Raw genomic sequence first — 20444 nt, forward strand, 5'->3', positions numbered from 1 at the left:
TATATGTAAGTTAACTATTTAATTTCCTTTGCAATATTCACTGTATAGATCCTGTTACTGCGCCGTCCCGGATGTTCCAAACGCAATTCATTGGTACCTTTAGCCAACGCTACAGGAAATACAAACTCTCCGCGTTTCCCACCAAATGTAGCCAAATAACCGATATTCTCACTGATTTTCTCCCCATTAATATATAAGTAAGAAGGAACCGGATTGCCACCCGCATAAGATACTACCAAATAATATTCACCTTTATGTGGAATGTTGACTTTCCAACTCACACTTCCTTCAGAACTTCCTTTCTCGCCTTTGAATTCTACCGAACCATCCTCATTCAAGGATGCAGATCCCTGTCTTTCCATATCTTTAGCCTGGCATATCTCTATATTCTTCAAACGACGTACCACTACACGTTGTGAAGATGTTACCTTTCCCTTTGCCAAAGTCTCCAGATTAAACTCAGTCGTCTTAGAAACAGATAAAGGAATGACGCCTTCTGCAACTTCCAGATGTTTACCATTCAATCGCACTTCATCTGCATGGGATGTTTTATAATGCAAGGCATTTTTATCTGCGTAGAAGTATTCTATTGCCGGACGCTTTTCATCCAACGGAACCCTGTATAATTCAATCCCTTTACCTGTACCCAGATTACGACTGTACATCCGGTGCGTTGGATTATTCCAATGCTCATGTACTCCCAGGCTACCTTGCTCTTTTCCGATATAAACTATCCCCGAAGGAGGATTCCCTATATTTGCCGCCTCATGAAGAAAATTGTCGGCATTGGCACATAAAGGAAGTTCCGAATAAATGAAATCAAGTACCACTGATTCGATAGCGACCTGATCATTGGAAGCCAGAAAACTGGAAGTCCAGCCATTATTGAACGGAGGAAGTTGGAAACGTACCGCTTTCCCGTTATGCTTGGGATTTACGTACATAGCATCCACCAAATACACCAAGGTATTTCCACCTATACGCTCGTGAGCCATCAGATCGACAATGCTATTATAAGTGCCCATACCACGGAAAGAAGACCAATCACGAATAGAAAGATGCAAGGGCGGTACATTGCCTATTGAACCGAATTGATTCTTACCGGTAGCAGTTATAGCTGTCTGTCCGGCACTGTCCCGCCATTTATCGGTCGGTTCAGAGTGTCTTTTCATCAATGCCATGTTAATCATATAGTCGGCTTCGTAAGCCGCACGTGCCAAACTTCTGGCACCGGCATCAGTAATCTCACTGGAATAACGAATTACATCGGGAACAAATCCTCCCCAATTCTGATAATTGACATTTGGATAAACCGGTTGTACATAATCGTAAACAGCCGAAATACCCCGACGCTGTGCATCATATACCGTAATACAGCTCTGAGGAACCTTCATGATATCCACCAATTGATGCAGCAAAGAATACACTGACTGTGGAGTAGCATCAATGATATTAGTTCCACCATTGTCATTCAGATTAATCTTGATAGCAATCTTCTCACCTTTCTTGTACTTTACCGCTCCCTTACCTTTCTTATAATTAAAGGTTCTGAACAATTCATCCCATGCCTTATCAATCGTATTTTGGCGGGTCAGCGCAATAATCACTCCCTCCATCATATCATCGACACGTGTCTGACTATTATTATCCGGATCCGAATAAAGTCCTCTTTTTCCATCCCAGGCAGCCGCCTTCGGATCATGTGCCCATGCCACCCGCCCCGGATGAATTCCTCTGGCTACTCCCATCGGAGTGTTGGGAGCATCAATAGGCACAAAACGTCCCATATCAGTACCATTATCTATCTGCTTACGAATGACCTGCCCCATCAGAGAATTATCCACTGACATTATATATAATGTACCCGATAATAATATACCGACTGCCAATACGGACAGCCCCATATAGAACCGACGGGAATGCCACAAGAATTTGAAACGTTTCCACGTACCAAACCCAACCAATGTACTACTGATGAAAGCTACAAAAGAGAAAGCGATAGGAGCAGCAATTTGCTGACAAGGATATTCTATTCTGGAAGGTTTGGGTACTACCCGTATCAGAAACCAAATCAGAGCTGCTAATCCGAACAGAGGAAAGCAAACCTTCAAAATAACATTTTTCTTGTTGATTCCAACGATTCGTCCACTCTTCGGACAAGTCTTAAAAAACCATCTTTTTATTTTTGTATTCATTTCATTAGATATAAAGGATTATCTTTCATGGTTACAAAAATAGGCAGATAAAAAAGAGACGATTATCAGTATTTCATCAAATACTTGAAAAATCGTCTCAACCAAGCAGACAGTGTCTTATTTATGTAAATAGAGTAACTCTATTCCAATGTCTTTCCCCATATTACGGCTATATTTCTTTTCTTCCGGATTATTCCAATGTTCCAAGACTCCGAGACTGCCAACTCCTGTACCATCTCTTTCCGGATCATAGAAAGTAGTGGATAACGGACGGTCTGCCAGAGCTGCCTCCACCAGATACATATCGCAATAATCCACATCGGCCATACGCGGAAACTCTGCACTCAGAAAATCAATGCCCACCGCATCAATGGCTACCGGATCCTGGGAAGCCAGAAGTGAGCAAGGCCAGTCTCCATTAAACGGTGACATCTTCCATTTACCTGAAGGCGCCCCATTTACCTTTTCCGAACCGTACAGGCCATCTATCAGAAAGAGCATTGTCTTTTGTCCCAGATCCTTATGTGCGATATAATCGGTAAAGGTCATATAGCGCGGTTTTCCACCACGATCCTGATTGAAATTGTTATGCTGATTTTTACGGAAGTCACGGTTGATATCCGTTACTCCATACCAGTTTTTCGCACAGAGTGTTACTCCCTGTCCGCCATGCCCTTTCAGCAATGCCATATTGATCAGGTAATCAGCCTCAAGTGCACAGTTTGCCAATCCTCGCGCCAAACGGCCATTATCAGTTGAATATGGAATTGCATCTGCCGTATAGGTAGATTGGGTACGCCCGTTTCCTCCTTCATTATCCAGATATACAACACCGGGGAATTCGGCATGACATTTATCATAAAGAGCTTTCGTAATAAAACGGCTGGCATCAAATACTGTGATTTGCTCCTGAGGCACTCCGCCGTCATTCACCAAACTACGAAGCAAGGCAAGCGTCAGATGCGGAGAAGCATTCAACTGCTCACAATCTTCATGGGAGAAAGTATTATTCTGATTAATCTTGATAGCAATTCTTTCTCCTTTCTTATATCCACGCTGCCCCTTATCATGCTGTTGATTGAAATAAATAAAAAGGGATTTCCAGGCTGCCTTTTCTTTTTTCTCTCCGGTCAAGGACAAGAGAGACTGGTTTAGAAGCCAGTCGGCATCTGCCTGATTATTCCAACGATCTTCAAACCAAAAGCCCTCCCCTTTCTTCCACGTAGCGGCACCCGGCGCATGAGTCCATACCACCCGACCCGGATAAATACCTTTCGCCTCCCCTACCGGATTATTCTTACCCCATGCCATACGCGGTTCTCTAGTCGGAAGAAAAGTTTGTGCCAGCATGTCAGTGCTATTTTCTACCAACATCAAAGCACCGAAGAAACAAAAACCTGCAAAAGCAAAAACCCCTACCACTACTTTCCGGTTACGGAATGCTTCACGCAACTGTCGCAGACTCACCCAGACTCCCGTGAACGAGAGTAAGTACATGACAAATGCAGACATCAGCGGTGCCGCTGTCTGCATACATGGATAACTGGCACGGGAAGGTTTCGGAATAACCCGTACCAAAAACCAGATAGTAGAAAAAAGACCGAGTCCCCAAAAGAAGAGTATCTGTATCCCTCTGGAAGTAAATTCCCCTTTCTCGGTCCTTTCTTTAAAATATAAATAAATACGTTTCATACTTTCTCACCATTATCTATTATTTCTTCATGTTTCTCTGTTCTTATTTGATGATAATCTTTTCACTACGAAGCACTTTTACGTTTTCTTTATCCGTAATGCCTTCTTTCACTTTCAGATTCCTGATCTCAGCGCCAATCACATCATCCATTACTACTGCATAACGACCATCTTTCTGCTCAGCACTGATACTGCAATTATCTAATAGGAAGTCCTTCACATGACGCGCCCAGAAACCAAAAGACGGTTGTATTTTCAAATCACCTACATTATAACGTCCTACTCCGATTTCAGGCGGATACGCTTCTGCATCTTCTACCGGATGTCCGCCTTTCACAAGTAAATTTACATCATGGAACTGTACATTCTTAATATACCCGGTATGCTGGCCATTCGGCAAACGAAATGTCAGTCCTCCTTCCACAACTTCCGTATCCGGCAGTTTAAAACCTGCAATGATGGGGGTTGCCGTATTTTGAGAACCATCGTATGCTTTCCAGCGACCTCCACGGAAAGAACTCCCTCCGTATACTTCATCAATGTCTACACCACAAATCACAATATTCTCCACTTCACCGATATTAGAGTTGGTCACCAGTAGTTCCTTGCGAACATTTCCATTTTCTGTGAACGTGAAAGGAGCTACATCAGCACCCAACACACGGCCTCTATTGGATATAGATATGAAGAACGGAGCACGGGTACGATGCATCACCGAACGGGAATGTATCGGTCCTGTCTTTCCACTATTCAGATAGACATTTTTTATATGTCCGCCATCATTGGTAGATATGGAGAAACCTGCTTTATTGGCACCCAGTACATAAATATTATCCACGTATAAGTCCTGAATATCATCCGCTGTTTCCGAACCTATCTGGAACAGGTTACAATTGGTATCTCCAACGATATTGCGTACCATATAGTTACGTGCTGGACGGGTAAAACCTAATGAACAATCCGAACCCGGTTTCACAATGTCATCCGAACTGACACGCGAGTAAATGTTCGTCACCGTTACGTCATTGCACGCCATAAAGTCGTAGATATCACGGGCATTCCGGGTATTATGTTTGGCAAAATAGGTATCATGCACATGAATACCATCGGTACCAGTAGCCAACAAAACAAAATGCCCGCCCTGATCTATATGCAGCATATTGCTGACATCATAATTCTTCCGGTTATCCGTATCTATGTAGTAAGGCTCATCTTTTTGCGGATCATACCACATATCTTTATCTATGTTCCAGCCTCCAATTTCAATATTGGTACAAAGTTTTAAAGAAAACATTTTGTCGCAACGTTTCTCGGGAGCATTATTCATGACTTTATCAGAAGTAACCAAATTACCATTACCCGTGATACGGCCTGTACCCACAATCTTCACATTATCAATGCGTTCTCCAAAGAACATTGCATTACGGAAAAATGTATGCCCCACATCCTGCTTCGTCAGATAGTTCTCCGGATCAGCATAAGGGCGAGGATCGGTAGGAGAAAGTCCCGAACGGTAAGCCCGGTCACTAAACCAAGTCGTTTCCGGCGCATCACCACCCGGAAGTCCCTGAATGGTAGCGTCTGCATCCAGATGTAACCAGACATTACTCAACAGATGAACCGTCCGCACATTATAGGTGCCTGCCGTAAATCGCAGAATCCCCCCACCCAACTTATTCATCTCTATAATAGCTTTGTTTATGGCTTCCGTATCGTCTGCTATTCCATCTCCTTTCACTCCTGTAGTCTTAATATCCTGCAAACCGGAATAGAACCAGGCTATATTTGATTCTCCCTGGTTATCACCTCCTTTTACAAGCAGTTTAAAAGCATACAATTGATTAGGATTCAACCGGCCGGCAGCAGCGAAATCATCGTCCGGCAATATCCCTGTTCTTACAGGTTTCCAGGTTCTTCCCTTATCCTCAGACAATAGCAAAGTCACAGACTCCGCATTACGAGGAGCTGTCCAGTAGAAAGAAGTGAAAGATAAATCCCAATTCTTTTTATATGTAAATGCCTGTAAGGGAGTACGGGTAAAATCGGAGACAGTCGTCACTCCTTCAAATGTTGCAGTAGCAACCGGACTATACAGAACTTCCGGTTGAGAGGTTATATAATCAGCTTCGAATGTATAATTACCTTTTTCCGGTATTGCCACTCCGTGGAAACAAAGACGGATATCAGGACCGTTAGAGGGACGGAAATCCAAATCTTTAAATATTAACAGGGTACCTTTCTTCCCATCTTTACGAATTTCCACATCCCCAACCTTTTTATACGAATAGTTGGTTCCGGTTCTTCCGATAGACTGTTTGGGCAAATCACGAAGAATCACTTCTCCACGACCTATTACATTTACCGTTGTATTGTCCAATGTTACAGCAATCCCTTCCGGTACGCGAATAGTGACAGTAGTCATCGGGCTACGCTGTCCGGCATAAAAATCAAGTGTCAGATTTCCCGCAGTCTTTATGGTAAATGCAGTACGGTCCAACTTTATCACAGGAGGTAACGCCCCTTTACGTACCCCTATAAGCAAACGCTTTTTAGAGGCTGATTGTAAGTAATCACCATTAACCGGAAAACCTTCTGTTTTCTCCTGTCCGGCAGAAGTAAAAAGACGATAAACGCCCGAACCGGAATGAACCAACTGTTCTTTCAGAGCTTCAATTGACGGCAAAGTAGAACTTAAGCCCTCATTTTCGGGAGTATCTACAGTATAGCGATAAGTAGAACCTTCAAACAACAATAAAGAATCGCGCGTCAGTTGCCAGGGATACAATTCCCCTGCCTGAATACCTGTTCCTACCACTCCCAATAACAGGGACAAAAGAAAAGTTTTTGATAATATAGACCTCATATCCAATAGTGTATTTCTCATAAATCAGCGATTCGTATCGATATGGTTAACATTCTCTTTCAACGCCTTATACCATGTCGGACCGGCAGTAAAGATACAGGCATCTATCCGTTCTTTTTCCTCTTGATTCAAACCGTCAGGCATATCAACCGGCTTAAAACCTTCTCTCACCTGTTCATAAGGGACACTCGAAAGTGAATTCTTATCAGAAAATGCCCACTCATTATCCAGAAACAAGAAACCGGGAAGTACTTCATCCGCCCTCACTATTTTCAAATCAGGAGTTTGTCCTGCAAACAGATTATGGGCAAAACGAACATTGCGGGGCATCTTTTCTCCACGGCCTGATCCCAACTCCAATGAACTATTCAGAAAGGTATTATAAGCGATATCCACATTCTCTACCCGATGGTATGAAGTTAATGGTTCTTGTTTCACATCCGTTTCTGCCGTAGGACGTTCGTAGACTCCTACACGTACCAACAATCCGAATGACCTTACATCTTTAATATAATTATCGTAAACCGTATGTCCCTGGTTAATAATACGAATACCGGCGGTTCCACGCAGATTATGCCCTATAAATGTATTCGACTCTATCACATTATAATGCCCATGACGACAAACCAATCCACCGGCAGATTCATAAAACAAGTTCCTACGCAATACATTATGACAGGATTTCACAGAAATAATCTCATTTTCTCCACTACATCTGAAAAAGACATTATCCTCGACAATCGTACGTGATTCCAATTGGGAAGACCAGGAATGCCCGATACGAATAATTTCTGCTCCATTGCCACCGTAAGGCTGACGTTCACCAAAGAAATTATGATCTATCAAATGATTATTCAAGTGGTTATCAGCACTCAGCCATACCTGCAACACCAGTCCGCCTACTCTTTTATTAGCAAAGTAACAATGGTCTATCCGGTTATTGGTTCCCCGTAATCCGACCCAATATTCATCTCCTTCATTCGGTCGTTCACCTTTCTGAGGATCATTGCACTCATCAATCACACAACGAGTCATCCGGCAATAAGAAGCATACACACCTTTTTCTCCTTGAAAATCAATCATATCATGCCCTATGGCCCATGCCTTATAAAAGAGCAAGTCTTCCAGTTGCAAATACTCTCCATATATCTTCAGCCTTAACTTACCGGAAATAACAGCCTTTCCGGGATTCTCAGCCCGCCAAACAATCGGTTTACCAGAAACACCCTTACCGGTAAAATGTATTTCTTCCAGATTATGATACGTTCCGTCTTTCAGTACGACGGCATCCCCCGGCTGCAAGTTTCCACTACCCAGCAACTGCTTCATTGCCTGCACATCTCCCGGTGAGAATGTATACTCTTTGGCACTGGCAAAGAGTGACACCGTTAAGAGCAAAAGAACACAAAGTTTTTTCATCATGTTTTTCCAATTAGAGTTTAAAAATCACAGAACAAATATAGATGATTAAAACATGAACAGAAATAGGTAACTTCCCTCTGGAAGTAGTTTGAGAAGATACTTCAAAAGAATGGTACGTTTTTATAAACTTGAAGTGCAGATATAAAAAAATCGTCCCCTTACATTGTGATTACAACGTAAGGGGACGACCCTATTCTAAATCGATTTTTTTATTTCTTAGGAGCCGGAGAAGAATATCTTGCGTTCAATCCTTCTACGATTTCTTTCGTAATGTTATAGATGCTGTCAGCGTACAACAGATTGTCGAAACCTGTATTACTGATAATCATACTATATCCTTTTGTCTTATTATACTCTTTCAGGAAAGCATTGATAGAATCACGCAATTGCAGGCTATTCTTTTCGTTTTCGCTCATCAACTCTGATTGCAGTTTGTTGCTCAAAGTCTGTAAATCTTGTTCCAGTTTGGCGATGCGGTTGTACTCCTGCTGTGCTCTTTCTGGAGACAGATAAGCATTATTCTGATACTTCGTCTGGAAATCCTGTTTCTGCTTATCCAATTCACGAGCTTTCTGATTCAGCGTCAAGCGTACATTTTCACTCTTCTTTACCATACCTTCATTCAGGTCGATGCAGAAATTATATTGTGCCAGAAGCGTGTCTATTTCAACATAAGCAATCTTCATTCCAGTAAGTTCACCTGAAGCTTGGCCTGACGTAGTTGCCGTTTGATTTTCAGCTTTACCTGCACACTGAGAAAATAAAACGATAAGTGCAAGAGCAGCCAAACCGTTTACGAGGTAGTTCAATCTCTTCATAACTTGTAAAAAATATAGTTTTAAAATTATTAATTCATACTATCATTTAAGGCTTTTTCCAGTTCATCAATAGAAAAACGCAGCTTCTTCTGTGCTTCCCTGTCTTGCGATTGGGCACACCCAATACCTCTCTCCCGCATTGCTTTATTACCGCTGACGTGCCCGTTAGGGAACTTTCCGCCTTTCACAAAAAAGACCTTTACACCTAATAATGCAATACAAATAGCAACTATTAACAAACTTATCAATACTGTATCGAGCATTTCTACTATTTTTGTAATACGAAAACAGACTGCATTTCAGCAAAATGAAAATAAAATTTTCTTTTGCATTCAATTTGCTCTATTTTTGTGGGTGCAAATATAGGGCTTTGTATGGACTAACCCGCTTTTTTTACCATAAAAAAAGAGAAGCGGTTATAAAATAGCCAATTAATTTAACCATATTTAGCAATAAGAGGTTAAATACGAACATTCATAAAGGAATTAATATGGAAAAGAATGAACTGAAACCGGCAGGCGTTTTTCATTATTTCGATGAAATCTGCCAAGTGCCGCGTCCTTCAAAGAAGGAAGAGAAAATGATTGCTTATCTGAAAGCATTCGGTGAGAAACATAAGTTGGAAACGCTGGTCGATGAAGCCGGCAACATCCTCATCAAAAAGCCCGCTACACCGGGCATGGAGAATCGGAAAACCGTTGTACTGCAATCTCACATCGACATGGTGTGCGAAAAGAACAACGATGTGCAGCATGATTTCCTCACCGACCCGATAGAGACTGTGATTGAAGGTGAATGGATGAAAGCCAAAGGTACAACACTAGGAGCCGACAATGGTATTGGCGTAGCCACTGAACTGGCTATCCTTGCTGATGACAGTATTCAGCACGGACCTCTGGAATGCCTGTTTACAGTGGACGAAGAAACCGGGCTGACCGGTGCCTTTGCCTTGAAAGAAGGTTTCATGAACGGGGATATTTTGCTGAACCTCGACTCGGAAGATGAGGGTGAACTCTTTATCGGCTGTGCAGGAGGAATCGACTCCGTTGCAGAGTTTATATATAAAGAGGTGGATGTACCCGCCGGATATTTCTGTTGCAAGGTACAAGTGAAAGGTTTAAGAGGCGGGCATTCCGGTGGAGATATCCACATGGGACTTGGCAATGCCAATAAGATACTGAACCGCTTCCTGAGCCAGGCTTTCCAGAAGTATGATATGTACCTATGCGAAATCGATGGTGGTAATCTGCGCAATGCCATCGCTCGCGAAGCACACGCCATTATCGCTATACCGGAAGACAATAAACATGATCTGCGTGCCGATCTGAATATATTTGCAGCTGAAGTACAGGCAGAGTATGCCGTAGTCGATCCGACGTTGCAGCTCGTTTTAGAATCGGAAAATGCTTGTGCGAAAGCTATTGATAAAGATACCACCAAACGTTTGCTGCAAAGCCTCTACGCTTGTCCCCACGGAGTTTATGCCATGAGTCAGGACATCCCCGGACTGGTGGAAACTTCCACCAATCTTGCATCTGTCAAGATGAAGCCGGGCAATGTGATTCGTATCGAAACCAGCCAGCGCAGTTCTACCGCCTCTTCCAAGCAAGACATTGCCAATATGGTACGTACCGTATTCGATATGGGTGGAGCCAAAGTTAGTTTCGGTGACGGCTACCCGGGTTGGAAACCCAATCCTCACTCCGAAATACTGGAAATTGCAGTCGAATCTTACAAACGTTTATTCGGTGTAGATGCGAAGGTAAAAGCAATCCATGCCGGATTGGAATGCGGTCTGTTCCTTGATAAGTATCCTTCACTGGATATGATATCCTTTGGTCCGACTCTGCAGGGCGTACATTCCCCCGATGAACGGATGCTGATTCCTACAGTGGATAAATTCTGGAGACACTTGCTGGATATTCTGGCTAATGTTCCCGTAAAGAAGTAACAAAAAAACTCCCGGCAGAATATTAGTTATCTGCCGGGAGTTTATTTTAAGAATTCCTTTATTCTATTCATCTATATTGCTTCATAAAATCGACGACCATTGTACTAATTGTATCTGGGGAGCGGCGTGCATCGAAAACAGAAATAATTACAATAACATCTTGAATAATCGCATAATAAATAATATTAGGAGTATTAACCAAATAACGAACCTCCATTTCATCTATAGAAAAACGAGGATCACGAACTCCCATTCTTGGGAAAGATACTAACAAATCAACATGGTTGTTTATTTTATTATAAACTTTCATAGCAACTGTAGAATCAAAATACTCTTCAATATAATCCAATACAGTAGCTAAAGTTTCTTTCGCAGAACGAGACCAAATTATTTCCATCCCATTCTTTCTTTTACCCAAATATCCATTTGAGAATGAGGAGTACAACGGCCCATTTCATAGTCATCTATAGCTGAATCTATTAGTATTCGCATAGTTTCTTCTGGAATCATTTCCAAATACTCTTCTGCACTACGAACTGTAGAATTATAAACGGCCATCGGTTCACTCACCTTTTGCGACTGTTCTCCCTTTTCGGAGTAATATTTAGGTTTATCCATTTTTCTTTTTTTATAAACACAAAGGTACCACTTAATATGGAAATAGTCAAAAGAAAAAGTACTTTTTATAATTTCACTTTTTTCCTTGTTGCACATAAAAATGAAAATACTTTCTCATAAATAACACATAAATGCTACTCAATAATACAATTATCCCCAACAAATACCAATAACCATATCCCACAAAACAGAAATAACCCAATATGACCAAAGCTTGCGTCAACATATAAACCAGTGACACCGCCACATGAGGTATCTTCAATTCATTCGCCATAAGCTGATACATGTGTTTCCGATGTGGTAAACCTATGTTTTCATGAAGCATCAGTCGGTGAACGATAGTCAAAACACTATCAACGCCATAAACAGACAACAGGATAATCCAGCTGAAATCCTCAGTCTTGAGAATTAACTTTCCTATCAGGAAAAGAAGTATAAAAGCAATACTTACAGAGCCTACATCACCGGCAAAACATTTCGCCTTCTTACGAAAGTTGAAGAAACAAAAGACCAATACAGAACAAAGAACCGTATAGATTAGAGCAGGTTCTACAAACTGCGTTATTTCAGTATTGATATAAGCCAGTGCAGCAAGGATAACCAGCGAATAACCACCTGTAATGCCATTGATGCCATCCATGAAATTATAAGCGTTAATGATGCCCGTACAAACAATTAACGCTACGATAATCCACCACCAGGGAAGAGTAAACAATCCCCATTGATAAAACATCAAAACCATAGCAGTAAAATGCAACATCAACCTTAAGCTTTGGGAAATAGAACGAATATCATCCACAAAACTGATAAACGTTATCAAGGTTAAAGCTAATATGAACCAGGGATATTCCCAATGGTTAGTCAAGAAATAAGCTAATGCGCCAAAATAGAAGATGATTCCACCACCACGCAAAGTAATCCGGGTATGGGAACTTCTCTCATTGGGCTTATCGATGATATTGCACTTATCAGCTATTCTAAAATAAAAAAGTTCTGCCAGAAATAGCAGAACCAGAATAATTACATAATACATCATGCATTTTTATTAATCCAATAAAACCATATCTGAACACAGACAAATAAAAAAGCTGCTATACCTACTACAGCCATTACAATTCCAAAGCATATACTCATTCTATCTTGAAGTTTTCTAATACATTTGTTGGCTTCCACCCTAATTCACGCATTGCCTTCTCATTACTAAAAGTTAGCGACTTGGTTATTTTATTAAGTTTCAATGAGTTTAATGGAGCTTTCTTACCCAAGCAGTCCCCTATCAAAGCCATACTTTTTGCCAGCCAATAAGGGATTGATAAAGGCAGTGACTTATTCATCTGATTACAAATCAGTGTTTCCAATTCTCTGAATGTTGGCTGATAGCTATCGCATACATTATAAACACCGCCTTTTTTAACCAACAAAGGAACCAAATTTGCAATGTCTTGTACCATCAGCACACTTTTCCGAGCTTTCCCACCTGCAATACTAAAATACATTCCTCTACGAATTCCGGTTATCATCGTTCCTAAATTCCCCGGAGGATTAGGACCGGCTATCAAAGAAGGACGAATTATTCCCAGCACAACATTGTGTTTCCGACACCAATTCTGCAAATACTCCTCTGCTAAACGTTTACTCATAGCATAAGGAGTGGTTCCATTTAGTGGATACTCTTCCGTGATATTCACTCCATAATCGCAACCATATACTGCTACTGTGGAAATAAAAATAAAAGCTCTCGGTACTCCGACTCTCTCTAACGCTGCACAAAGGTTTTTCGTACCCTGTAAATTTACATCGAAAAACGCCTGTCGTTCAGCGTCTGTTTTAGGAATAGAATGGGCTTTTCCAGCAGCATGTAATACAATATCATAACGTTCGTGTAGCTCCGGAACCTCTCTAGCAATGTTTACTGTATAATTATCTTGCTGGGTTAGACCAACAGTTATGACATCATACACTCTTTCTAGAAAAGGATGTATATTGTTGCCCAAGAACCCGGAGGCTCCTATGAATAAAAGTTTCATAAAAATTTACAATTTTCTAAAATCCAAGAATCAACTCAATAAAGTATAATATCGATTCAAAATTCTTTCTTTTGCAAATACCGTATCTGCGACAAGTCTAGCATTATTCTGGATAGATATTAAACTGTCTTTATTTTGATAGATATACTCTATCATGTTTTTCAGGCCATATGGATCATCAGGCTTTACAAGCCAACCGATATTATATTCTTTTATACATAATGCAATCTCTGATTTTTCATCTCCAATATATAGTATAGGTTTGCCGGCTGCCATAATATTGTAGGACTTAGACGGAACTCCTAAACCATACATACCATCACTTAGTGTTACAATCGCAACATCACAAGTATTCAGAAAGTCTTTTTGCATAGAACGTTCTTGAAATCCTATATAAATCACATTCTCTTTTTGCTCACCAAATGCTTTAATCACTTCCGCTTTCGCCCCACCGCCAATAAATAAAAACGAAATATACTTATTTTCCACAAGTGAAATGGCAGATAATATATTATCCAAGCCTTGTGCATATCCTAAATTTCCTGCGAACTGAAATATAAAGCCAGGAATTTCCAATTGATTATACAAACGAGTTTCTTCCTTACGTAAAGGAAAAACTTCTTTATTATCCGCCCAATTAGGTATCAGTTCTACTTTTGTCTTTCCTTTAGTTTTTCTTTTGATAACTTCTGTCATATCTCTCCCAATGGAAATGCAGAGATCAGCATTGACGTATGACTTATCAAAAATCATTTTTAGAATTTTATATCCTAAAGAAGATATATTTATCTTTTTGATTGCTACCAAGTTTTCTGGAAAGATGTCATGTACTAAAAGTTTATAGTGAATCTCCTTAAAAAATGATATCACAGGAATCAATGCCAGCAGAAAAGCAGGATTTGTAACCACCAATAGTTCCTCTCCTCGCTTTACATTCTTCAAAATTTTAAAAGCAAGAAATATACTTGAAAGAAAAAGTCGGAACGCACGTTTTACAAAGTTATTTTTATTTATTTCTGCCATCAATACACGATGAATATGTACTCCATTATGTATTTCAAACTTTTTGGGATGATAATTCTCAATTTCATTATATTTAGCTCCGGTACAGATTACATGTACATCCATGCCTTTCGAAACCAAATATTCAGAAATCTCGGTCATATAGAAACCAGTAGATGTAACTACCGGATAATAAAATTCAGAAACAATCCAAAGCTTTTTCTTCATTAAGTCATTTAATAAGAAGTATACAAATCAATATATTTTTTCATCCAGATAGCTTGTTCTTCTAACATATAATGATAGCTTGGAACTTCATAATCAAAACGGAGAGATTTTTTAATTGATTTATCTACTCCATTTGCATCGCAGGATGTGATCTCAACATTCTGTTTTTGCCAAATTTCTTTAAACATACACAACAAGTCATATTTTGAAATACCAATGCCATTACTTAAATGAACCAATCCAGTAATTCCACTATCTAAAGCATAATCAATAGCTTTTGCCAACTCCAAAGTAGTCACTCCACCCCATACAGCTGTCCTGAATCCACAAACCTTACCACTCTGATGCATAAACCAATGAAACAGTCCCTCGCCATTATTCTTTAGTTCAGGGCCAATAATAGAAGTGCGGATCGTCAAATCTTTATTGTTGATAACCTCTCCCAAAGCCTTACTACGGCCATACACATCATCAGCGTCCCTAAAATCATCTTCTGTATAATTTCCTTTCTTTCCCGAAAAGACACAATCCGTACTTATATGAATTAACTTGGCTCCAACTTCATCTGACAATCTTTTTAATAAATGTGGAAAATAAGCATTTATCAAAATAGCATTATCAGGATGTTCTATAGATCCTTTAATAAGAATACCGACACAATTGATTATGATCTCTGGATGCACTCTATGAACCACATCAGCGACCGCATCACGATTTGTCACATCAACAACTATACTGTCTTCTGTCAGCGGAGTACGATAGACCACATTGGAGATATCATATTTTCCCGTGCTTCGAAGATAGTAATAGATTACATGTCCGGCCATGCCCGTGGCACCGAACAATAAAACTTTTTTCATCTAATATTCAAATGCAAGTTTAGAATGTTTTATGCCATACCGTACGGTTAACATAATCAGTATAAGAAAGAATGATACGAACCACTTTCTTAGAAACGTTGTTCGCCACATAATCCGGGATAGAATGAATAGCATCTGCATTCTCTGCATATTGAGACGTAACTACATCTATTGAATCCAAAATGCGATTACTATTTAATCCGGTCATTATCAATGTCCCTTCATCCATACCTTCAGGACGTTCATGAGCTTGACGAATTGTTATTGCCGGAAAATGAAGGATAGAAGATTCTTCTGTGATCGTACCACTATCCGAAATCACACAAAAAGCATTCTGCTGAAGCTTGATATATTCCATAAATCCAAAGGGTTTCATAAACTCAATCATTGGATTTGAATTTACAAAACCAATAGATTCTAGTTTCTTTCGGGTACGAGGATGAGTAGATACAATCACTTTTTTATGATACTTCTCAACAATAGCATTTAAAGAAACAAGCAAATCAGAAAAATTATCTTCCGAATCTACATTCTCCTCACGATGAGTGCTGACAATAAAATACTCTCCCTTTTTCAAACCTTCCTTCTCCAGAACAGTATTTTTTTCAATTTCATCTCTATGATATAAAAGAACTTCTGTCATTGGAGAACCAGTCTTTATTACAGTTTCCGGACGCAACCCTTCAGCCAGAAGATATTTGCGAGCATGTTCAGATAGAGGCATATTGATGTCACTCAGATGATCCACTATTTTTCGGTTGATTTCTTCTGGAACTCTTTGGTCAAAGCAACGATTTCCAGCCTCCATGTGGAAGATCGGAATCTTTTTACGCTTTGCCGAAATTACAGAAATACAGCTATTAGTATCACCATACAACAGTACAGCATCCGGTCTCACTTCCTCCATCAACTCATCAGACTTACGAATTACGTTGGCTATCGTTTCCGCTGCATTCTTACCGGCAGCATCCAGAAAATAATCAGGTTTACGGATGCAAAGTTCCTGAAAGAATATCCCATTCAACTCATAGTCATAATTTTGTCCGGTATGCACAATTATATGTTCCGTATATTTGTCCAATTCGGCCATTACCCGGCTCAGCTTTATAATCTCAGGTCGGGTACCAACAATTGTCATTACTTTCAACATAGCTATAGTTATATTTATTATTCACTTCTGATTTCACGAGTCTTAGCCTTTGTCTCAAGCCCCATATCTTCACGAACAAAACGAAGCCTCAACAACAGCTCCTTCATACCTTCCACATCCAAGCGGCGAGTATTATGACTATGATAATCCTCTACCTTGGAAACCTCTTCATTACCCTTGGTGAAATACTTGTCATAGTTCAAATCACGAGTGTCACAAGGTATACGATAATAATCTCCCATATCGATAGCACGAACCATTTCTTCACGAGTTACTAAAGTTTCATACAACTTCTCACCATGACGAGTACCTATAACTTTCACTTCTGTATCAAGATATTTTCCGTCAGCTTTAGCATATGTTTCTTTCAATGCTTGAGCCAACGTTTCCAATGTAGCAGAAGGAGCTTTCTGTACAAACAAATCACCGTTATGAGCATGGGTAAAAGCATATATTACCAAATCAACCGCATCATCCAATGTCATCATAAAACGTGTCATATTGGGATCAGTGATAGTAATAGATCTACCTTCCATCATCTGTTCCACCCACAAAGGTATCACAGAGCCACGACTGGCCATCACATTACCATAGCGAGTACAACAGATCGTAGTTTGAGCATTTTCCCCCAACTCACGTCCTTTGGCTATTGCCACTTTCTCCATTAAAGCTTTACTCATTCCCATAGCATTAATCGGGTAAGCAGCCTTATCGGTAGAGAGGACAACTACACTTTGCACACCATGTTCTATAGCTGAGTTCAAAACATTTTCAGTACCCATAATATTGGTCCTAACAGCTTCTACCGGAAAGAATTCACAAGAAGGCACTTGTTTCAAAGCGGCAGCACTAAATACATAGTCTACACCATTCATTGCAACATCTACAGAGGATTTGTCACGCACGTTGCCAATATAATATTTCACCTTAGGATTTTGCAATGCATGGCGCATGTCATCCTGTTTCTTCTCATCACGAGAGAAGATACGAATTTCCTTGATATCAGAATCTAAAAAACGACGTAAGACAGCATTACCAAAAGAGCCTGTTCCACCGGTAATTAAAAGAGTTTTGTTTTGAAATACAGACATAAAAATTATATTTTTAATTTATATACTAGTTATTTAAGATGATATATTTACTACCCTATTGTCAGATATATTAAACCTTCCAAATCAGATGAATCAAAAACGTTCCTACCATCAATCAATACCGGATTTTCTTTCATAGCTCTCTTTATAATAGCCCAACTTGGCATACGAAATTCTTTCCACTCTGTTACATGAAAAATAGCATCAGCATCTATTACCGTATCATACATATTATTTCCGTAAGAGATTACATTACCGATTCTACGTTTACACTCATTCATTGCTACAGGATCATAAGCACAAATTTTACAACCAGCCTTTAACAAGCTATCAATCAGAACAAGAGCAGGTGCTTCACGCATATCATCTGTTTCAGGCTTAAAAGCAAGTCCCCAAATCGCGACCTTTCGGCCTTTTATGTTTCCACGAAAATGTTTATTGAATTTTTCAAAAAGAATATTCTTTTGATGCTCATTAACTTCTTCTACTGCATTCAGCACACGCATTGTATAACCATTTATTGATGCCGTCTTAATCAAAGCTTTTACATCTTTTGGGAAGCAAGAGCCACCATAGCCACATCCTGAATAAAGAAACTTACTGCCGATACGACTATCCGAACCAATTCCTTTACGCACCATATTTACATCAGCACCCAATAGTTCGCAAAGATTCGCAATATCATTCATAAAACTAATGCGAGTAGCAAGCATAGAATTCGCCGCATATTTCGTCATCTCCGCTGAAGGTATATCCATAAAAAGCACTCGGAAATTATTCAACAACATAGGTTTATAGAGCCGTGTCATCACCTCTTTTGCACGTTCCGACTCTACCCCTATTACTACCCTATCTGGTTTCATAAAGTCGTCAATTGCATTACCTTCTTTCAAAAATTCAGGATTGGATGCCACATCAAACTCTATATTTACGCCACGGTTATTCAACTCTGTTTGGATAGTCGCTTTCACCTTTTCAGCTGTACCAACCGGAACCGTACTTTTAGTCACTACAACTAAATACTGATTCATGTTTTGACCTATTGTCTTTGCCACCTCCAATACATAACGGAGATCTGCACTACCGTCCTCATCAGGAGGAGTACCTACGGCACTAAACACAATTGTTACACTATCTAAAACAGAAGCCAAATCTGTAGTAAAGCGCAAACGTCCTGCTTTTATATTACGAAGCACCATACTCTCTATATTGGGCTCATAAATAGGAATATTTCCACGATTCAAATTTTCAATTTTTTCAATATCTACATCTACACATATCACATTTGCGCCAAGTTCTGCAAAACATGTGCCTGATACAAGGCCAACATAACCGGTTCCAACTACTGCTATATTCATATCATTTATTATATATAAAATCTGGGGTAACTATAGAACGATTTAAAATCCAATTATACAATTTTCGAAATTGACCAGTTACAATTTCACTTGAATATGTTTTCAAGATGATATCTCTAGAAAGAGTACCTTTTTGCTCCAAAAGTTCTAATGGCAAAGAAAGTGCTTCTTGTAGCACAGAGAGTATACTATCAACAGATGGAGTAATCCACCAGCCAATATCTTTTTCTTTCAGAACGCCCCACGGTGTTCCAGTAGTTGTAATAACTGGAATTCCACAACACATAGCTTCAGCTATTGCCATACCAAAATTTTCACTATATGTCGGAAGAATAAATAAATCGGCACTATGGAGTATATCGATTTTATCTTTTCCATATTGCGGTCCTACCAATTCTATTTGCAAACCACTATATTCTGTTTGAATAATCTTTTTTATGTTTTCAAAAGTATATTCCGCATCTCCTTCACCTGCTATTACCAATTCCCACTGACTTCTTATATTCTCAGGTAACTTCTTCCATGCCTTAAACAATATTAATAGCCCTTTTTTAGGATGGAGTCTTGACAAAAACAAAAGTTTTTTTTTATCTCGTCCTCCAATATTCCATTTTTTTAAAGGATAATTATTTATTTCAATACTATTTGGAATAACAGCAATAGGATTATTAAAGCCCAATGATCTTATATGCTGAGCTTCCATATCAGCCGTTGCATGTATACATATAGCTTTTTCTAAGTCATATCTTTGATAAAAAAATAGAGCTATTTTCTTTTTTAAGGCTTTTTGAGATAATGACCACGGTTCAAGCGCACCTCTGGGACTCCATATATAAGGAATATTTTTTCTTTGACACAATTTTGCTACATTATGCAATTCTAATGTCCACAAATTATGCAATTGAACTAAATTTGTACAAGAATCTATCGAAGCTACATAATTACTACAATTAATTTTATCTATGAACTTTACTTCTGGGCTTACCAATCTAACCTCAATAGCATTTTCATCTAACAAATTAGTATTCGGAGATAATGAATTATAAGCAACTATTACATTTTTAAATTCATCATTCTGCAAACCGCAACAGAGCGTAGGCAAACTCCTTGATGGCCCCCCCGCACTTTTATCTAAAGTATTGATACAATGGAATATTTTCATATAATAT

The 20444-nt window shown here is 39.5% G+C and carries 17 protein-coding genes; 1 reads left to right on the forward strand and 16 read right to left on the reverse strand.

The annotated features are described in order from the left end of the window. Positions 1-14: 14 nt before the first annotated feature. The 6 genes from BWI44_RS05770 to BWI44_RS05795 all read right to left on the reverse strand — a co-directional run bounded on the left by BWI44_RS05770 (position 15) and on the right by BWI44_RS05795 (position 9253). Positions 15-2195: a DUF362 domain-containing protein gene (locus tag BWI44_RS05770; protein ID WP_195208218.1), complete on the reverse strand. Its 2181-nt coding sequence runs from the start codon at positions 2193-2195 to the stop codon at positions 15-17. Between the two features lie 117 nt (positions 2196-2312). Then, a complete protein-coding gene (locus BWI44_RS05775) occupies positions 2313-3887 on the reverse strand; it encodes a DUF362 domain-containing protein (protein ID WP_195208219.1) in 1575 nt (524 codons plus the stop codon). Positions 3888-3930: 43 nt separating this feature from the next. After that, a complete protein-coding gene (locus BWI44_RS05780; protein WP_286812073.1) occupies positions 3931-6771 on the reverse strand; it encodes a glycosyl hydrolase family 28-related protein in 2841 nt (946 codons plus the stop codon). 3 nt (positions 6772-6774) lie between these two features. Next, positions 6775-8172, reverse strand: coding sequence for a polysaccharide lyase 6 family protein (locus tag BWI44_RS05785; protein WP_195208221.1), 1398 nt, complete (start codon positions 8170-8172; stop codon positions 6775-6777). Positions 8173-8381: 209 nt separating this feature from the next. Further along, the gene (locus BWI44_RS05790; protein ID WP_007664296.1) at positions 8382-8990 is read right to left on the reverse strand and encodes an OmpH family outer membrane protein; all 609 of its coding nucleotides are present in this window, start codon (positions 8988-8990) and stop codon (positions 8382-8384) included. Between the two features lie 29 nt (positions 8991-9019). Continuing rightward, complete coding sequence (locus BWI44_RS05795; protein ID WP_195208222.1) at positions 9020-9253, reverse strand: hypothetical protein; 234 nt, start codon at positions 9251-9253, stop codon at positions 9020-9022. A gap of 227 nt (positions 9254-9480) precedes the next feature. On the opposite strand from BWI44_RS05795, the gene BWI44_RS05800 reads away from it, so the two are divergent. Further along, entirely contained in the window at positions 9481-10941 is a 1461-nt protein-coding gene (locus BWI44_RS05800; protein ID WP_195208223.1) for an aminoacyl-histidine dipeptidase, read from the forward strand. A gap of 67 nt (positions 10942-11008) precedes the next feature. Here the strand turns inward: BWI44_RS05800 and BWI44_RS05805 are convergent, their stop codons facing one another. The 10 genes from BWI44_RS05805 to BWI44_RS05850 form a co-directional block, all read right to left on the reverse strand. Further along, positions 11009-11338: a type II toxin-antitoxin system RelE/ParE family toxin gene (locus BWI44_RS05805; protein ID WP_117707579.1), complete on the reverse strand. Its 330-nt coding sequence runs from the start codon at positions 11336-11338 to the stop codon at positions 11009-11011. Then, positions 11329-11559, reverse strand: a complete 231-nt coding sequence (locus BWI44_RS05810; RefSeq protein WP_021967888.1) for a hypothetical protein — start codon at positions 11557-11559, stop codon at positions 11329-11331. The genes BWI44_RS05805 and BWI44_RS05810 overlap by 10 nt, the downstream gene beginning before the upstream one ends. 73 nt (positions 11560-11632) lie before the next feature. Continuing rightward, positions 11633-12592 carry an MraY family glycosyltransferase gene (locus BWI44_RS05815; RefSeq protein WP_195208290.1) on the reverse strand — a complete coding sequence of 320 codons (960 nt, stop codon included), beginning with the start codon at positions 12590-12592 and terminating at the stop codon, positions 11633-11635. Between the two features lie 97 nt (positions 12593-12689). Continuing rightward, complete coding sequence (locus BWI44_RS05820) at positions 12690-13586, reverse strand: NAD-dependent epimerase/dehydratase family protein (protein WP_195208224.1); 897 nt, start codon at positions 13584-13586, stop codon at positions 12690-12692. A 30-nt stretch (positions 13587-13616) separates the two neighbouring features. Further along, positions 13617-14816: a glycosyltransferase family 4 protein gene (locus tag BWI44_RS05825; RefSeq protein WP_138291256.1), complete on the reverse strand. Its 1200-nt coding sequence runs from the start codon at positions 14814-14816 to the stop codon at positions 13617-13619. Between the two features lie 8 nt (positions 14817-14824). After that, positions 14825-15676 (reverse strand): dTDP-4-dehydrorhamnose reductase family protein, encoded by an 852-nt coding sequence (locus BWI44_RS05830; RefSeq protein WP_138291257.1) that lies wholly within the window; start codon positions 15674-15676, stop codon positions 14825-14827. A gap of 19 nt (positions 15677-15695) precedes the next feature. Next, complete coding sequence (gene wecB, locus BWI44_RS05835; RefSeq protein ID WP_138291258.1) at positions 15696-16826, reverse strand: non-hydrolyzing UDP-N-acetylglucosamine 2-epimerase; 1131 nt, start codon at positions 16824-16826, stop codon at positions 15696-15698. 17 nt (positions 16827-16843) lie between these two features. Continuing rightward, positions 16844-17917, reverse strand: coding sequence for a polysaccharide biosynthesis protein (locus BWI44_RS05840; RefSeq protein WP_138291259.1), 1074 nt, complete (start codon positions 17915-17917; stop codon positions 16844-16846). Between the two features lie 50 nt (positions 17918-17967). After that, positions 17968-19275: a UDP-glucose dehydrogenase family protein gene (locus BWI44_RS05845; protein ID WP_138291260.1), complete on the reverse strand. Its 1308-nt coding sequence runs from the start codon at positions 19273-19275 to the stop codon at positions 17968-17970. A gap of 1 nt (position 19276) precedes the next feature. Continuing rightward, positions 19277-20437: a glycosyltransferase gene (locus tag BWI44_RS05850; protein WP_138291261.1), complete on the reverse strand. Its 1161-nt coding sequence runs from the start codon at positions 20435-20437 to the stop codon at positions 19277-19279. Positions 20438-20444 lie beyond the last annotated feature (7 nt).

This window comes from Bacteroides sp. Phil13, from assembly GCF_001940965.1.
In the GTDB taxonomy this organism is placed as follows: domain Bacteria; phylum Bacteroidota; class Bacteroidia; order Bacteroidales; family Bacteroidaceae; genus Bacteroides; species Bacteroides intestinalis.

Bases quoted from the DNA above. Each gene is read 5' to 3' on its own strand.
- BWI44_RS05770 (WP_195208218.1), bottom strand. From the start codon at position 2,195: ATGAATACAAAAATAAAAAGATGGTTTTTTAAGACTTGTCCGAAGAGT.
- BWI44_RS05775 (WP_195208219.1), bottom strand. From the start codon at position 3,887: ATGAAACGTATTTATTTATATTTTAAAGAAAGGACCGAGAAAGGGGAA.
- BWI44_RS05780 (WP_286812073.1), bottom strand. From the start codon at position 6,771: ATGAGAAATACACTATTGGATATGAGGTCTATATTATCAAAAACTTTT.
- BWI44_RS05785 (WP_195208221.1), bottom strand. From the start codon at position 8,172: ATGATGAAAAAACTTTGTGTTCTTTTGCTCTTAACGGTGTCACTCTTT.
- BWI44_RS05790 (WP_007664296.1), bottom strand. From the start codon at position 8,990: ATGAAGAGATTGAACTACCTCGTAAACGGTTTGGCTGCTCTTGCACTT.
- BWI44_RS05795 (WP_195208222.1), bottom strand. From the start codon at position 9,253: ATGCTCGATACAGTATTGATAAGTTTGTTAATAGTTGCTATTTGTATT.
- BWI44_RS05800 (WP_195208223.1), top strand. From the start codon at position 9,481: ATGGAAAAGAATGAACTGAAACCGGCAGGCGTTTTTCATTATTTCGAT.
- BWI44_RS05805 (WP_117707579.1), bottom strand. From the start codon at position 11,338: ATGGAAATAATTTGGTCTCGTTCTGCGAAAGAAACTTTAGCTACTGTA.
- BWI44_RS05810 (WP_021967888.1), bottom strand. From the start codon at position 11,559: ATGGATAAACCTAAATATTACTCCGAAAAGGGAGAACAGTCGCAAAAG.
- BWI44_RS05815 (WP_195208290.1), bottom strand. From the start codon at position 12,592: ATGTATTATGTAATTATTCTGGTTCTGCTATTTCTGGCAGAACTTTTT.
- BWI44_RS05820 (WP_195208224.1), bottom strand. From the start codon at position 13,586: ATGAAACTTTTATTCATAGGAGCCTCCGGGTTCTTGGGCAACAATATA.
- BWI44_RS05825 (WP_138291256.1), bottom strand. From the start codon at position 14,816: ATGAAGAAAAAGCTTTGGATTGTTTCTGAATTTTATTATCCGGTAGTT.
- BWI44_RS05830 (WP_138291257.1), bottom strand. From the start codon at position 15,676: ATGAAAAAAGTTTTATTGTTCGGTGCCACGGGCATGGCCGGACATGTA.
- wecB (WP_138291258.1), bottom strand. From the start codon at position 16,826: ATGTTGAAAGTAATGACAATTGTTGGTACCCGACCTGAGATTATAAAG.
- BWI44_RS05840 (WP_138291259.1), bottom strand. From the start codon at position 17,917: ATGTCTGTATTTCAAAACAAAACTCTTTTAATTACCGGTGGAACAGGC.
- BWI44_RS05845 (WP_138291260.1), bottom strand. From the start codon at position 19,275: ATGAATATAGCAGTAGTTGGAACCGGTTATGTTGGCCTTGTATCAGGC.
- BWI44_RS05850 (WP_138291261.1), bottom strand. From the start codon at position 20,437: ATGAAAATATTCCATTGTATCAATACTTTAGATAAAAGTGCGGGGGGG.